General features: G+C 67.6%; 18 protein-coding genes and 1 tRNA gene. 16 read left to right on the top strand and 3 right to left on the bottom strand.

Translation table 11 applies throughout. The features are described 5' to 3' along the window. The first annotated feature begins 19 nt into the window (after positions 1–19). From hisI to tatC, 7 genes are read left to right on the top strand one after another with little or no spacing between them, the layout of a single operon-like run. Positions 20–412 (top strand): phosphoribosyl-AMP cyclohydrolase, encoded by a 393-nt coding sequence (hisI, locus tag KAK06_RS00220; protein WP_210799675.1) that lies wholly within the window; start codon positions 20–22, stop codon positions 410–412. Next, a complete protein-coding gene (locus KAK06_RS00225; protein WP_210799676.1) occupies positions 409–756 on the top strand; it encodes a phosphoribosyl-ATP diphosphatase in 348 nt (115 codons plus the stop codon). Before hisI ends, KAK06_RS00225 begins: the two co-directional genes overlap by 4 nt. 19 nt (positions 757–775) lie before the next feature. Beyond that, positions 776–1,162 (top strand): DUF4870 family protein, encoded by a 387-nt coding sequence (locus KAK06_RS00230; protein ID WP_210799677.1) that lies wholly within the window; start codon positions 776–778, stop codon positions 1,160–1,162. A gap of 24 nt (positions 1,163–1,186) precedes the next feature. Then, complete coding sequence (locus KAK06_RS00235; protein WP_210799678.1) at positions 1,187–1,534, top strand: histidine triad nucleotide-binding protein; 348 nt, start codon at positions 1,187–1,189, stop codon at positions 1,532–1,534. 59 nt (positions 1,535–1,593) lie between these two features. Then, on the top strand, positions 1,594–1,830 hold the full coding sequence (gene tatA / locus KAK06_RS00240) for a Sec-independent protein translocase subunit TatA (protein ID WP_210799679.1): 237 nt from the start codon (positions 1,594–1,596) through the stop codon (positions 1,828–1,830). Positions 1,831–1,855: 25 nt separating this feature from the next. Next, on the top strand, positions 1,856–2,335 hold the full coding sequence (gene tatB, locus KAK06_RS00245) for a Sec-independent protein translocase protein TatB (protein WP_210799680.1): 480 nt from the start codon (positions 1,856–1,858) through the stop codon (positions 2,333–2,335). Between the two features lie 48 nt (positions 2,336–2,383). Beyond that, positions 2,384–3,157 (top strand): twin-arginine translocase subunit TatC, encoded by a 774-nt coding sequence (tatC, locus tag KAK06_RS00250; protein WP_210799681.1) that lies wholly within the window; start codon positions 2,384–2,386, stop codon positions 3,155–3,157. Positions 3,158–3,170: 13 nt separating this feature from the next. On the opposite strand, the gene KAK06_RS00255 is transcribed toward tatC, so the two are convergent. Next, positions 3,171–4,340 carry a trypsin-like peptidase domain-containing protein gene (locus KAK06_RS00255; RefSeq protein WP_210799682.1) on the bottom strand — a complete coding sequence of 390 codons (1,170 nt, stop codon included), beginning with the start codon at positions 4,338–4,340 and terminating at the stop codon, positions 3,171–3,173. A 50-nt stretch (positions 4,341–4,390) separates the two neighbouring features. On the opposite strand from KAK06_RS00255, the gene KAK06_RS00260 reads away from it, so the two are divergent. Both KAK06_RS00260 and pdxA read left to right on the top strand, forming a co-directional pair. Next, a complete protein-coding gene (locus tag KAK06_RS00260; protein WP_210800143.1) occupies positions 4,391–5,113 on the top strand; it encodes a Nif3-like dinuclear metal center hexameric protein in 723 nt (240 codons plus the stop codon). Next, positions 5,113–6,084 carry a 4-hydroxythreonine-4-phosphate dehydrogenase PdxA gene (gene pdxA, locus KAK06_RS00265; RefSeq protein ID WP_210799683.1) on the top strand — a complete coding sequence of 324 codons (972 nt, stop codon included), beginning with the start codon at positions 5,113–5,115 and terminating at the stop codon, positions 6,082–6,084. The genes KAK06_RS00260 and pdxA overlap by 1 nt, the downstream gene beginning before the upstream one ends. Before the next feature lie 12 nt (positions 6,085–6,096). On the opposite strand, the gene mscL is transcribed toward pdxA, so the two are convergent. Beyond that, positions 6,097–6,522 carry a large conductance mechanosensitive channel protein MscL gene (gene mscL / locus KAK06_RS00270; RefSeq protein ID WP_210799684.1) on the bottom strand — a complete coding sequence of 142 codons (426 nt, stop codon included), beginning with the start codon at positions 6,520–6,522 and terminating at the stop codon, positions 6,097–6,099. Positions 6,523–6,776: 254 nt separating this feature from the next. Between mscL and petA the strand changes: the two genes are divergently transcribed. From petA to KAK06_RS00300, 6 genes are all read left to right on the top strand, one after another. Then, the gene (gene petA, locus KAK06_RS00275; protein WP_210799685.1) at positions 6,777–7,373 is read left to right on the top strand and encodes a ubiquinol-cytochrome c reductase iron-sulfur subunit; all 597 of its coding nucleotides are present in this window, start codon (positions 6,777–6,779) and stop codon (positions 7,371–7,373) included. 32 nt (positions 7,374–7,405) lie between these two features. Next, positions 7,406–8,818: a cytochrome b gene (locus KAK06_RS00280; protein ID WP_210799686.1), complete on the top strand. Its 1,413-nt coding sequence runs from the start codon at positions 7,406–7,408 to the stop codon at positions 8,816–8,818. A 26-nt stretch (positions 8,819–8,844) separates the two neighbouring features. Then, positions 8,845–9,567 (top strand): cytochrome c1, encoded by a 723-nt coding sequence (locus tag KAK06_RS00285; protein WP_210800144.1) that lies wholly within the window; start codon positions 8,845–8,847, stop codon positions 9,565–9,567. A 129-nt stretch (positions 9,568–9,696) separates the two neighbouring features. Then, entirely contained in the window at positions 9,697–10,308 is a 612-nt protein-coding gene (locus KAK06_RS00290; protein WP_210799687.1) for a glutathione S-transferase N-terminal domain-containing protein, read from the top strand. Positions 10,309–10,327: 19 nt separating this feature from the next. Then, positions 10,328–10,858, top strand: a complete 531-nt coding sequence (locus KAK06_RS00295; RefSeq protein ID WP_210799688.1) for a ClpXP protease specificity-enhancing factor — start codon at positions 10,328–10,330, stop codon at positions 10,856–10,858. A gap of 44 nt (positions 10,859–10,902) precedes the next feature. Then, positions 10,903–10,978 (top strand) — tRNA-Thr (locus KAK06_RS00300). 45 nt (positions 10,979–11,023) lie between these two features. Here KAK06_RS00300 and KAK06_RS00305 read toward each other — a convergent pair. Next, a complete protein-coding gene (locus KAK06_RS00305; protein ID WP_210799689.1) occupies positions 11,024–11,344 on the bottom strand; it encodes a hypothetical protein in 321 nt (106 codons plus the stop codon). A 19-nt stretch (positions 11,345–11,363) separates the two neighbouring features. On the opposite strand from KAK06_RS00305, the gene KAK06_RS00310 reads away from it, so the two are divergent. Beyond that, a complete protein-coding gene (locus KAK06_RS00310; protein WP_210799690.1) occupies positions 11,364–12,314 on the top strand; it encodes a M23 family metallopeptidase in 951 nt (316 codons plus the stop codon). Positions 12,315–12,416 lie beyond the last annotated feature (102 nt).

A 12,416-nucleotide genomic window follows, 5' to 3' on the forward strand; every position in this document is an offset into this window, starting at 1 on the left:
GCTTCGTTACACTGCCCGCATGACTGACTGGCTGGACCGCGTGCGCTGGGATCGTGATGGGCTGGTGCCCGTGATCGCCCAGGAGGCTGCCACGGGCGACGTGCTGATGTTCGCGTGGATGAACCGCGAGGCGCTCTCGCGCACCGCCGCGTTGCGTCAGGCGGTCTATTTCAGCCGTTCGCGCCAGAAGCTGTGGCACAAGGGCGAGGAGTCGGGCCACTTCCAGGACGTGCACGAGATCCGCATCGACTGCGACCAGGACGTGGTGCTGCTGAAGATCACCCAGCGCGGCCATGAGCCCGGCATCGCCTGCCACACCGGCCGCCACAGCTGCTTCTATGAACGCCTGGAGGGCGACCACTGGGTGGCGGTCGATCCGGTGCTGAAGGATCCGGAGACGATCTACCGATGAGTGCCAACGACAGCCTGCAGCGCCTGCACGAGGTCATCCAGAGTCGCCGCCAGGGTGACCCGGACAAGAGCTATGTGGCCCGCCTGTTCCACAAGGGCACCGACGCCATCCTGAAGAAGGTGGGCGAAGAGGCCACTGAAACCGTGATGGCGGCCAAGGACGGCGACCGCGAGAAGATCGTCTACGAGGTGGCCGACCTGTGGTTCCACTCGATGATCGCGCTGGCCCACTTCGACCTGTCGCCGGCCGATGTGCTGCGCGAACTGGAGCGCCGCGAGGGCCTGTCCGGCCTGGAAGAGTTTGCTGCCCGCAAGGCCCAGGCGCGCGAGCGCCAGGGCGATTGACCCCCCGCTGGAGGACCCGATGAGCGACACCGACGCCGTGGTACTGGATGCTGAGCGCGAGGCCTCGCTGCGCAGCGTCAGCCAGATCAGCTACCTGTTGCACGCCGTGGTGGCGGTGGGGGCCGTGATCCCCAGCTTCCAGCCTGGCGTGGCGCTGCTGGTGGTGGCCTTCATCATCGACATGGTCAAGCGCGGCGACGCGGCAGGCAGCTGGCAGGAAAGCCACTTTGCCTGGCGCATCCGCAGCGTGGTCTGGGCCGGCTTGTTGTACCTGGTCACGGCGCCGCTGTGGGTGCTGCTGATCGTGCCGGGCTGGATCGCCTGGTTCGGCATCTCGCTGTGGTTTCTCTACCGTGTGGTGCGCGGCTGGTCGGCGCTGAACGACCGCCGGCCGATGCCGCGCTGAACTTTTTGGACGACGTCGCATCCCATGAGTGCTGATCCGAACTGCATTTTCTGCAAGATCGTCGCGGGCCAAATCCCCGCGAAAAAGGTTCACGAGGACGACCTGGTGGTCGCCTTCCACGACATCGCGCCCTGGGCACCGGTGCATGTGCTGATCATTCCGAAGCGTCACATCGCGTCGATGACCGAGGTGACCGAGGCTGATGCGGCGCTGCTGGGCCACATGAATGTGCTGGCGCCGCGCCTGATGGCTCAGCTGGGCGTGACCGACGGTTTCCGCCAGGTCATCAACACCGGTCGCGACGGCGGGCAGGAGGTGTTCCTCCTGCACATGCACGTGATGGGCGGTCCGCGGCCCTGGGCCAAAGGCTGACCCGGCGGGTGGGCATGGCCCGGCCCTAGAATCCAGGCTTCGACTTAGGAGAACATGACATGGGATCGTTCAGCATCTGGCATTGGCTGATCGTGCTGCTCATCGTGGTGATGGTGTTTGGCACCAAGAAACTGAAGAACATGGGCTCCGACCTGGGTTCAGCGGTCAAGGGCTTCAAGGACGGCATGAAGGGCGCCGCCGAGGGCGACCAGCAGCCGGTGCCGCCGGCGCAGCAGGTGGCCGCGCCGAAGACCGACGCCAACACCGTGGACGTCGAGACCAAGACCCGCTCCTGAACCCGCTTCCGCTGGTAGCGCGCGCATGATCGATTTCGGTTTCGACAAGCTGGCCCTGATCGGCGCTGTGGCGCTGATCGTCATCGGCCCCGAGAAACTGCCGCGCGTGGCCCGCACCGTGGGCCACATGGTGGGCAAGGCGCAGCGCTATGTGGCCGACGTCAAGGCCGAGGTGAACCGCTCGATCGAGCTGGAGGAGCTTCAGAAAATGAAGTCCCAGTTCGAGACCGCGGCGCGCGACGTCGAGCAGACGGTGCGCACCGAGGTCAATGACGCCGCCAGCAGCTTCGAGTCCAACTGGAGCGAGGTCACCGCCGGGCTCTCCGGGCCCGCCGGGGATGGCCATCCCCTGACCGAACCGCCGCTGAGCTACCAGCCGGTGCGCAAGAACTGGCGCGTCAAGCGTGGCGCCACGCCGCAGTGGTACAAGCAGCGCGCCGGCGTGCGCACCCATGTGCAGTCGGGCGCCGCCCGCGTGCGGCGCTTCCGCCCGCGCGCCGGCTGACCGCGCCCTGAATCCCCCTTTGTGCCCGACCGCGGGCCCCTGACCCGCATGAGCAACGAACCGCGCGACGAACTCGAAGGCACCGAAGCGCCGTTCGTCTCCCACCTGATCGAGCTGCGTGATCGCCTGATCCGCGCGTTGATCGCGGTGGGCATCGCCTTTGGCGTGCTGGCGCTGTGGCCCGGCCCCAGCGGCCTGTATGACCTGCTGGCGGCACCGCTGGTGAGCAATCTGCCGCAGGGGGCGACGATGATCGCCACCAACGTGATCTCGCCGTTCCTGGTGCCGCTGAAGATCACGCTGATGGCCGCCTTTTTGGTGGCGCTGCCGGTGGTGCTGTACCAGGTCTGGGCTTTTGTGGCGCCGGGCCTGTACAGCCACGAGAAGAAGCTGGTGCTGCCGCTGGTGGTGTCCAGCACGGCGCTGTTCTTCGCCGGCGTGGCCTTCTGCTACTTCTTCGTCTTCGGCCAGGTCTTCAAGTTCATCCAGCAGTTCGCGCCCAAGAGCATCACCGCGGCGCCGGACATCGAGGCCTACCTGGGCTTTGTGCTGACGATGTTCATCGCCTTCGGTGCGGCCTTCGAGGTGCCGGTGGTGGTGGTGGTGCTGGCGCGCATGGGCGTGGTCAGCGTCGAGAAGCTGCGCGAGTGGCGCGGCTACTTCATTGTCATCGCCTTCGTCATCGCGGCGGTGATCACGCCGCCGGATGTGGTCTCGCAGCTGGCGCTGGCGATCCCGATGGTGCTGCTCTACGAGCTCGGCATCCTCGCCGCGGGCCTGTTCATCAAGCACACCCAGGCGCCACCCGACAACGGCGCCTGAGGCCCGGGGTCCGTCAGCGCGGCGATTTCGGCCGCTGGGCGACGGTGACCATCAGCTGCAGCGTTTCGCTGCCGCGCTGCACGCCAATCTGCGCCTGCGACTGCGGCTTCAACTCGGACACCGCCAGCAGCAGCTGCGAGGTGCTGCGCACCGGCCGCCCGGCGATGGTGACGACGACATCGCCCGGGCGCATGCCCGCCTGGCTGGCCGGGCCGTTCTGCAGCACGCCGGTGATCAGCACGCCCTGGCTGACCGGCAGATTGAAGCTCTGCGCAAATTCCGGATCCAGGTCGCGTGGCTGCACGCCGATCCAGCCGCGGGTGACCTGGCCGTCGCGCACCAGGCCGTCCATCACATGCTGGGCCAGGTCGATGGGGATGGCGAAGCCGATGCCCATGCTGCCGCCCGACTGCGAGTAGATCGCCGAGTTGATGCCCACCAGGTTGCCCGCCGCGTCGACCAGCGCACCGCCCGAGTTGCCCGGGTTGATCGCGGCATCGGTCTGGATGAAGTTTTCGAAGGTGGACAGGCCCAGGCCGCTGCGGCCCAGCGCGCTGACGATGCCCGAGGTCACCGTCTGCCCCACGTTGAACGGATTGCCGATCGCCAGCACCGCGTCGCCCACCTGCAACTGCTCGATCGCGCCCAGCGTCAGGCTGGGCAGGTTGTCCAGGGTGATCTTCAGCACCGCGATGTCGCTCTCGGGGTCGGTGCCGATCAGCTGGGCCTCGGCTTGGCGGCCGTCGGCCAGGCGCACGCTCACCTGATCGGCGCCTTCCACCACATGGTGGTTGGTCAGCAGGTAGCCGTCGGCGCTGACGATCACGCCTGAACCCAGGCCCACCTGCGGCTCGGGCTGCTGACCCGGCTGCCCGAAGAAGAAGCGGAACCACGGGTCCTGGCTGTGCGGCTGCTGGGCCGAGCGCCGCGGCGGCGCCTTGCTGGCGGTGACGCTGACCACCGCTGGCGCCGCCCGCTTGGCCGCCACGGTCAGCGGCTGCAGCGGTGCCGAGGCCCCCGGGCTGCTGACCCCGACCGTGACCACACCCGAGGCGGGCGGCCGCGCCATGCCCAGAACGTCGGGGGCGCCACCCAGCCACTGCGGCTTGAAGGTGCCCACGACAAACAGCACCGCCACGGCCACCGTGACGGCTTGCGAGAAAATCAGCCAGGTTCTGCGCATTGGAAATCGGGGAAAGGACAGGCACCGTGGCCCAGCGACGCGACATCGAGATGCACCTGCATGAGCTGCTGCAGGTCGCCCGCTTCAAGGATTATGGGCCGAACGGCCTGCAGGTGGAGGGCAAGGACCAGATTGTCAAGATCGTCAGCGGCGTCACCGCCAACCGCGCGCTGATCGAAGCCGCGATCGCCGAGGGTGCCGATGCGCTGCTGGTGCACCACGGCCTTTTCTGGCGCGGCCACGACGGCCGCCTGACCGGCTGGCTCAAGGCCCGTGTCGAGCGCTTGCTGGCACATGGCATCAACCTGCTGGCCTACCACCTGCCGCTGGACGCCCATCCCGAGTGGGGCAACAACGTCCAGCTGGGTCGGCAACTGGGACTGCAGGGCGACGCCCGCTTCGGCGACCAGGACCTGGGCTGGCTGGGCGCGGCGCCGGTGGCCGCGCTGGAAGCGCTGGCCGAGCGCGCCCACCAGGCGCTGGGCCGGGCACCGCTGGTGCTGCCGGGCGACGGCCGGCCGCTGCGGCGGGTGGCCTGGTGCACCGGCGGCGCCCAGGGCTTCTTCGAGGCGGCGATCGCCGCCGGCGCCGATGCCTTCATCACCGGCGAGGTGTCCGAGCCCCAGGCCCACCTGGCGCGCGAGACCGGCGTGGCCTTTCTGGCCTGCGGCCACCACGCCACCGAGCGCTATGGCGCGCCGGCCCTGGGCGCCCACCTGGCCGCGCAGTTCGGCCTGGTGCACCACTTCATCGACATCGACAACCCCGCTTGATGAGCCTGCCGCTGCTGCTGACCATGGGCGATCCCGTCGGGATCGGCCCCGAGATCATCGTGCGGGCCCATGCGGCCGGCGCGCTGCAGGAGGCGATCATCGTCGGTGATCCGGCGGTGCTGGCGCGCGCCCAGGCCGCCTGCGGGATGCCGGCGGCCGATCTGCCGGTGTGGGTGCCGCCGGACCTGCAGGTCGACGGCCTCGCCACGCTGCCCTGGGGTCAGGTGGATGCCCGGGCCGGCGCTGCGGCTGCGAGCTGCATCATCGCCGCCACCCGCGAGGTGCTAGCCGGCCGCGCCCGGGCGCTGGTGACCGCGCCGATCCACAAGGAGGCGCTGGCTGCCGCCGGCCTGGGCGTGCCGGGCCACACCGAGCTGCTGCAGTCGCTGGCCAGCGAGCAGGCGGGCCGGCCGCTGCCGGTGCGCATGATGCTGGCCAATGACGAGCTGCGTGTGGTGCTGGTGACCATCCACATGGCGCTGCGGCGGGCGATCGAGGCGCTGGACACCCCTGGCATCCTGGAGACGATCGTCATCACCCACGAGGCGCTGCAGCGCTTCGGCATCGCCGCGCCACGCATCGCGGTGGCGGGTCTGAACCCGCATGCCGGCGAGGGCGGTCTGTTCGGCGACGAGGAGATCCGGCTGATCATGCCGGCGATAGAAGCGGCGTGTGCCCGTGGGATCGATGCCCGCGGCCCGTTCGCGCCGGACACGGTGTTCATGCGTGCCCGCGACACCCCGGCCCGGCCCGGCGAGTTCGACGCCGTGGTGGCGATGACACATGACCACGGTTTGATCCCGGTCAAATACCTGGGGGTTGAGCAAGGCGTCAACCTGACCCTGGGCCTGCCGCTGGTGCGTACCAGCCCCGACCACGGCACCGCGTTCGACATCGCCGGCCGCGGGCTGGCCGATCCGGCCAGCCTGCTGGCGGCGCTGCGCATGGCCCGGCGCCTGGCGCCGGGCTGAGCGCACCGCGGATCAGCGCTTCAGCGCGTCGCGGATCTCGCGCAGCAGCTGGATGTCTTCCGGCGTGGGCGCCGGCTCGGCCGGGGCGGCCGGTGCCGGGGCTTCGGCCTTCTTCAGGCGATTGATCTGCTTGATCATCATGAAGATGATGAAGGCCAGGATGATGAAGTTCAGCGCCACGGTGATGAAGCTGCCATAGGCGAACACCGCGCCGGCCTTCTTGGCATCGGCCAGATTGCTGGCCGCCGCGCCCGAGAGCTGGATGAAGTAGTTGCTGAAGTCCAGGCCACCGAAGAGCCAGCCGACGATCGGCATGATCAGGTCGCCGACCACCGAGTCAACGATCTTGCCGAAGGCGCCGCCGATGATGACGCCGACCGCCAGGTCGACGACATTGCCCTTCATGGCGAACTCTTTGAATTCCGAGACGAAGCTCATGGCTCTCACTCCTGTGCTGTTGTGTGCTGTTGTGTGTTGCAACGCCGCTGCAGGGCGGATTCCCCGTCGGCGCGCCTGCAGTGTCTCCGCATGCGGCATGAAGTCAACAACTTGCGCCAGCCTGACGTGCGCAGTTGCGCGATGACAGTCGACGCTGTTGCAGGTCCGCTAAAATGCCTGGTTGACCGAAAACACTAATCTGCGGGATTCCCCCATCCCGCCCCGAGCAGCTTCCCACATTCCAAAGGACCTCCATGAGTGACAACGCTGTGGACCAAGGCAAGCGCACCTGGCTCATCGCCACCGGTGCCGCGGGTGCCGTGGGTGGCGTGGCAACCGCCGTGCCCTTCGTCAGTACCTTCACCCCGTCCGAGCGCGCCAAGGCCGCCGGTGCCGCCGTGGAGGCCGACATCGGCGCCCTCAAGCCGGGCGAGAAGATGACCGTGGAATGGCGCGGCAAGCCGGTCTGGATCGTGCGCCGCACGCCCGAGCAGCTCGAGGGCCTGAAGAAGCTGAACGACCAGCTCGCCGACCCCGACAACCAGCGCAAGGCCTACCCGATCCCCGAGTACGCCAAGAACGAGGCGCGCTCGATCAAGCCGGAGTACCTGGTGGTGGTGGGCATCTGCTCGCACCTGGGCTGCTCGCCCTCCGACAAGTTCCAGGCCGGTGCCCAGCCCTCGCTGCCCGCCGACTGGCCGGGCGGCTTCCTGTGCCCCTGCCACGGCTCGACCTTCGACATGGCCGGCCGCGTGTTCAAGAACAAGCCCGCCCCTGACAACCTCGAAGTCCCGCCGCACATGTATCTCAGCGACTCCAAGCTGCTGATCGGCGAAGACAAGAAGGCCTGAACCGGCGTCCCCCGAACACAAGAAAGGCAACCATGGCTGCTGAATTCAAAGTCGCGCCGGCAGATGCGTCCGTCGGCGAGAAGCTGATGACCTGGGTGGACAACCGGTTCCCGGCGTCCAAGATGTACAAGGAGCACATGTCGGAGTACTACGCTCCGAAGAACTTCAACTGGTGGTACATCTTCGGCTCGCTGGCCCTGATGGTGCTGGTGATCCAGATCGTCTCCGGCATCTTCCTGGTGATGCACTACAAGCCGGATGCGGCGATCGCATTCGCCTCGGTCGAGTACATCATGCGCGATGTGCCCTGGGGCTGGCTGATCCGCTACATCCACTCCACCGGTGCCTCGGCGTTCTTCGTCGTGGTCTACCTGCACATGTTCCGTGGCCTGCTGTACGGCTCGTACCGCAAGCCCCGCGAGCTGGTCTGGATCTTCGGCTGCGCGATCTTCCTGGCGCTGATGGCCGAGGCCTTCATGGGCTACCTGCTGCCCTGGGGCCAGATGTCCTACTGGGGCGCGCAGGTGATCGTGAACCTGTTCGCCGCCGTGCCCTTCGTCGGCCCCGACCTGGCGCTGCTGATCCGTGGCGACTACGTGGTGAGCGACGCCACGCTGAACCGCTTCTTCAGCTTCCACGTCATCGCCGTGCCGCTGGTGCTGCTGGGCCTGGTGGTGGCGCACATCATCGCGCTGCATGAAGTGGGCTCGAACAACCCCGACGGCGTCGAGATCAAGGGCCCGAACGCCCCGAAGGACGCCAACGGCCACCCGCTCGACGGCATCCCCTTCCACCCGTACTACTCGGTGCATGACATCCTGGGCGTCTGCCTGTTCCTGATCGTCTTCACCGCGATCATCTTCTTCGCGCCGGAGCTGGGTGGCTACTTCCTGGAGTACAACAACTTCATCCCGGCCGACCCGCTGAAGACCCCGCCGCACATCGCGCCGGTCTGGTACTTCACGCCCTTCTACTCGATGCTGCGCGCCACGACCGACGTGATGGTCAACGTGCTGTGCGTGATCATCGGCCTGGGCGCGGTGGGCGCGGTGCTCAAGGGCAAGTTCGCCGGCACGGCCAAGATCGCCGTGATCGTCGGCGCGCTGGTGGCGATCGGCCTGCTCAAGACCTTCGACGCCAAGTTCTGGGGCGTGGTGGTGATGGGCGGCGCAGTCATCATCCTGTTCTTCCTGCCCTGGCTGGACCACAGCCCGGCCAAGTCGATCCGCTACCGCCCGACCTGGCACCGCAACCTGTACATCGTGTTCGTGATCTTCTTCGTCGTGCTGGCCTACCTGGGCATCCAGCCGCCGTCGGACATCGGCACGCTGATCGCCCAGGTCGGCACGCTGTTCTATTTCGGCTTCTTCCTGCTGATGCCCTGGTGGAGTCAGCTCGGTACCTTCAAGAAGGTGCCCGATCGCGTGACCTTCACGCCGCACTGAACCAGGCAGGAGCACACCACATCATGATCAAGAAACTCATCGCCGGCCTCGCTGCCGCGCTGTGCCTGGTCAGCGGCGCCACCGCCAACACCGGTGGCCCCGCCTGGGACAAGTTCCCCGCCGAGAAGCTGCAGAGCACCGCCTCGCTGCAGAACGGTGCCAAGCTCTTCGTCAACTACTGCCTGAACTGCCATGCGGCAGCCTTCATGCGCTACAACCGGCTGACCGAGATCGGCCTGACCGAGGAGCAGATCCGCACCAACCTGCTGTTCGCCGGCGACAAGGTCGGCGACCTGATGAAGGTCTCGATGGATGCACGCCAGGCCAAGGACTGGTTCGGTGCCACCCCGCCCGACCTGACCCTGGTGGCGCGCTCGCGTGCCGGCTCGCAGGGCACCGGTGCCGACTACCTGTACACCTACCTGCGCGGCTTCTACCGCGACGAAACCAAGGCCACCGGCTGGAACAACACCGTCTTCCCGAGTGTGGCCATGCCGCACGTGCTGTGGGAGTTGCAGGGTGAGCAGGTGCTGGGCGCTGATCACGCGCTGACCCTGGCCAAGCCGGGCTTGCTGGACGCCAAGGCCTATGACAATGCCGTGGGTGATCTGGTGGCCTACCTGCAGTGGATGGGCGAGCCTGTCCAGTTCCAGCGCACCAAGCTCGGCATCGCCGTGCTGGCCTTCCTGCTGGTGCTGACTTTCTTCGCCTATCGTCTCAACGCCGCGTTCTGGAAGGACGTCAAGTAAAGTAGGCCCTGCCGGACCGGCCGCGCGCCGGTCCCCGCGCGCAGTGGGACCCTGATGCGGGCCCACTGCGTTTTTCCGTTTTCGGCCCTGCCGAATCGCTTTTCCGTTCCGATCAAGGAGCCCGCCACCATGATGGTGCTTTACTCCGGTACCACCTGCCCCTACTCGCACCGCTGCCGCTTCGTGCTGTTCGAGAAAGGCATGGACTTCGAGATCCGCGATGTCGACCTCTTCGCCAAGCCCGAGGACATCGCCCTGATGAACCCGTACAACGAGGTGCCCATCCTCGTCGAACGCGACCTCATCCTGTACGAGTCGCACATCATCAACGAGTACATCGACGAGCGCTTCCCGCACCCGCAGCTGATGCCGGGCGACCCGGTGGCGCGCGCGCGCGTGCGCCTGTTCCTCTTCAACTTCGAGAAGGAACTGTTCGCCAACGTCAACATCCTGGAAGGCCGGGGCATCAAGGCCACCGACAAGCAGCTCGAGAAGGCGCGCGGCCAGATCCGCGACCGGCTCACCCAGCTCGCGCCGATCTTCCTGAAGAACAAGTACATGCTGGGCGACGACTTCAGCATGCTGGACGTGGCGATCGCTCCGCTGCTGTGGCGCCTGGACTATTACGGCATCGATCTGTCGAAGAACGCCGCGCCGCTGCTGAAGTACGCCGAGCGCATCTTCTCGCGCCCGGCCTACATTGAGGCGCTGACGCCGTCCGAGAAGGTGATGCGCAAGTAATCGCCTGGCAGGAGCCTCGATGAACACCCCGCCGCCCGCCAGCCCCGACAACCAGGGCTCCTCGACCCGGCCCTACCTGATCCGGGCGCTGCACGACTGGTGCACCGACAACGGCTTCACGCCCTATGTGGCGGTGTTCGTCGACGCGTCGGTGCAGGTGCCCGCCGAGTACGTCAAGAACAACGAGATCGTGCTCAACGTCGGCTTCGAGGCCACCAGTGGTCTCAAGCTGGGCAACGATTTCATCGAGTTCAAGGCCCGTTTCGGTGGCGTCGCGCGCGAGATCATCGTGCCGGTCGACCATGTCGTGGCCATCTATGCCCGTGAGAACGGGCAGGGCATGGCCTTCCCGATGCCGTCGGCCGAGGCGGCTGCGGCCGAGTCGCAGCCGCTGGTGGCACCGCCACCTGCCGCAGCCAGGCCGACGGCCGGACTGCGCCTGGCCAGCGTCGAGCCCGCAGCCGACCCCGATGCACCCACCGAGCCTGAGCCGCCCGCGCCGAGCTCGCCGGGTGCGCCCGGCCGGCCGGCACTCAAGCGCATCAAATAGGCCCTCAGCCTCCAGGGCCGCCTCCTAGAATGGCGACCCGTCCCGCCGGCTTAGCTCAGTTGGTAGAGCAACGGTCTTGTAAACCGTAGGTCATCCGTTCGATTCGGATAGCCGGCACCAGTCTTGCAGGGCGTGGAATAATGCAGGCCCCGTCGCCGCACGGGCTCAGGGGCGCCCGGAGCGCACCTTGATCCGCAGCGGCAGGGGCGGGCAACCGGCTTCGGCCAGCACCGCTTCCAGATGGGGCAGGGCGTGGCGCATCTTGGCCGCCACGGCGGCGTTGGGCACCAGCAGCGTCCAGCCCTCGTCATCGAGCGGTCCGGGCTGAACCCAGGGCCGCAGGGCCGGCGCCAGGGCGGGCAGGATCAGCGCATGCCGGCGCTGAGACTCGCGCAGCCGCTCCAGCAGGCGGCCCAGGGCCTGGTTGGCATCCAGCGCCTCGGCGATCGGCCGGGTGTGGGGCTGGTGCTTGCCGGGAAGGTTCATCGGCGAGGAGTGTAGTTCGATGCAGATCCTGATCACCGGCGAGGGGGCCTCCCGCACCCGCGCCTTCCAGCTCAGCCGGCTGCAGATCGCCTCGGCCGTGGCGGCGCTGTTGATGGCCTTGTTGCTGCTGTCCGGCACCATCTACCACTTCATCTTCCTGGCCGCTGCGCGCGAGGGCTGGCCGGTGGTCAGCCAGATCGTCCAGCTGGTGGTGCGCGACGAGTTCGCGCAGCGCGACCGCTTCATGCGCGAGAACCTGGACGCGATGGCCTCCAAGGTGGGCGACATGCAGGCGCGCATGATCCGCCTCGAGGCCATGGGTGATCGGCTCACCAACCTGGCCGGCGTCAAGCCCGACGAGCTCAGGCTGCTGCAGCCGGCCGCCTCTGGCGCCTCGGCCCCGATGCTGCCCGCGCCGCGCGGGGCCGGCGGCCCTTATCTGCCGCTGGACCATCCCAGCCTGGAGGTGCTCAATGAGGCCATGTCGCAGCTGGAGCACCGCGTCGAGCAGCATGCCGACGTTTTCACGCTGACCGAATCCCGCCTGTTCGAGAAGCGCCTGGCCTCGCTGATGCTGCCCAGCAGCCGGCCGATCGATGCTCCGATCGGCTCGCCCTTTGGCTTCCGCGCCGATCCCTTCACCGGCCGCCCGGCGCTGCACACGGGCCAGGACTTCCAGGCCTCGCCGGGCACGCCCATCCTCTCGGCCGCTGGCGGCGTGGTCACCTCCACCGCCTGGCACCCGCAGTACGGCCAGTTGCTGGAGATCGACCACGGCAACGGCCTGGCCACGCGCTACGCCCACACCTCGAAAATCCTGGTCAACACCGGCGACATCGTCAAGCGCGGCCAGCAGGTGGCGCTGGTGGGCAACACCGGCCGCTCGACCGGTCCGCACCTGCACTTCGAGGTGCTGATCGACGGCGTGCCGCAGAACCCGTCGCGTTTCCTGGCTGCCGCCGGCCCCTGAACGCGGGGGCAGCCCGGCCATGCCCGGGTGATAACATGGAACGTTTGCGACGCGCCCCTTGAACCGTGGGTGCCGCGGCCCCATCTGTGGGCGTCGCCCCGA

The organism is Ideonella aquatica, from assembly GCF_018069755.1.
GTDB lineage: Bacteria > Pseudomonadota > Gammaproteobacteria > Burkholderiales > Burkholderiaceae_C > Ideonella > Ideonella aquatica.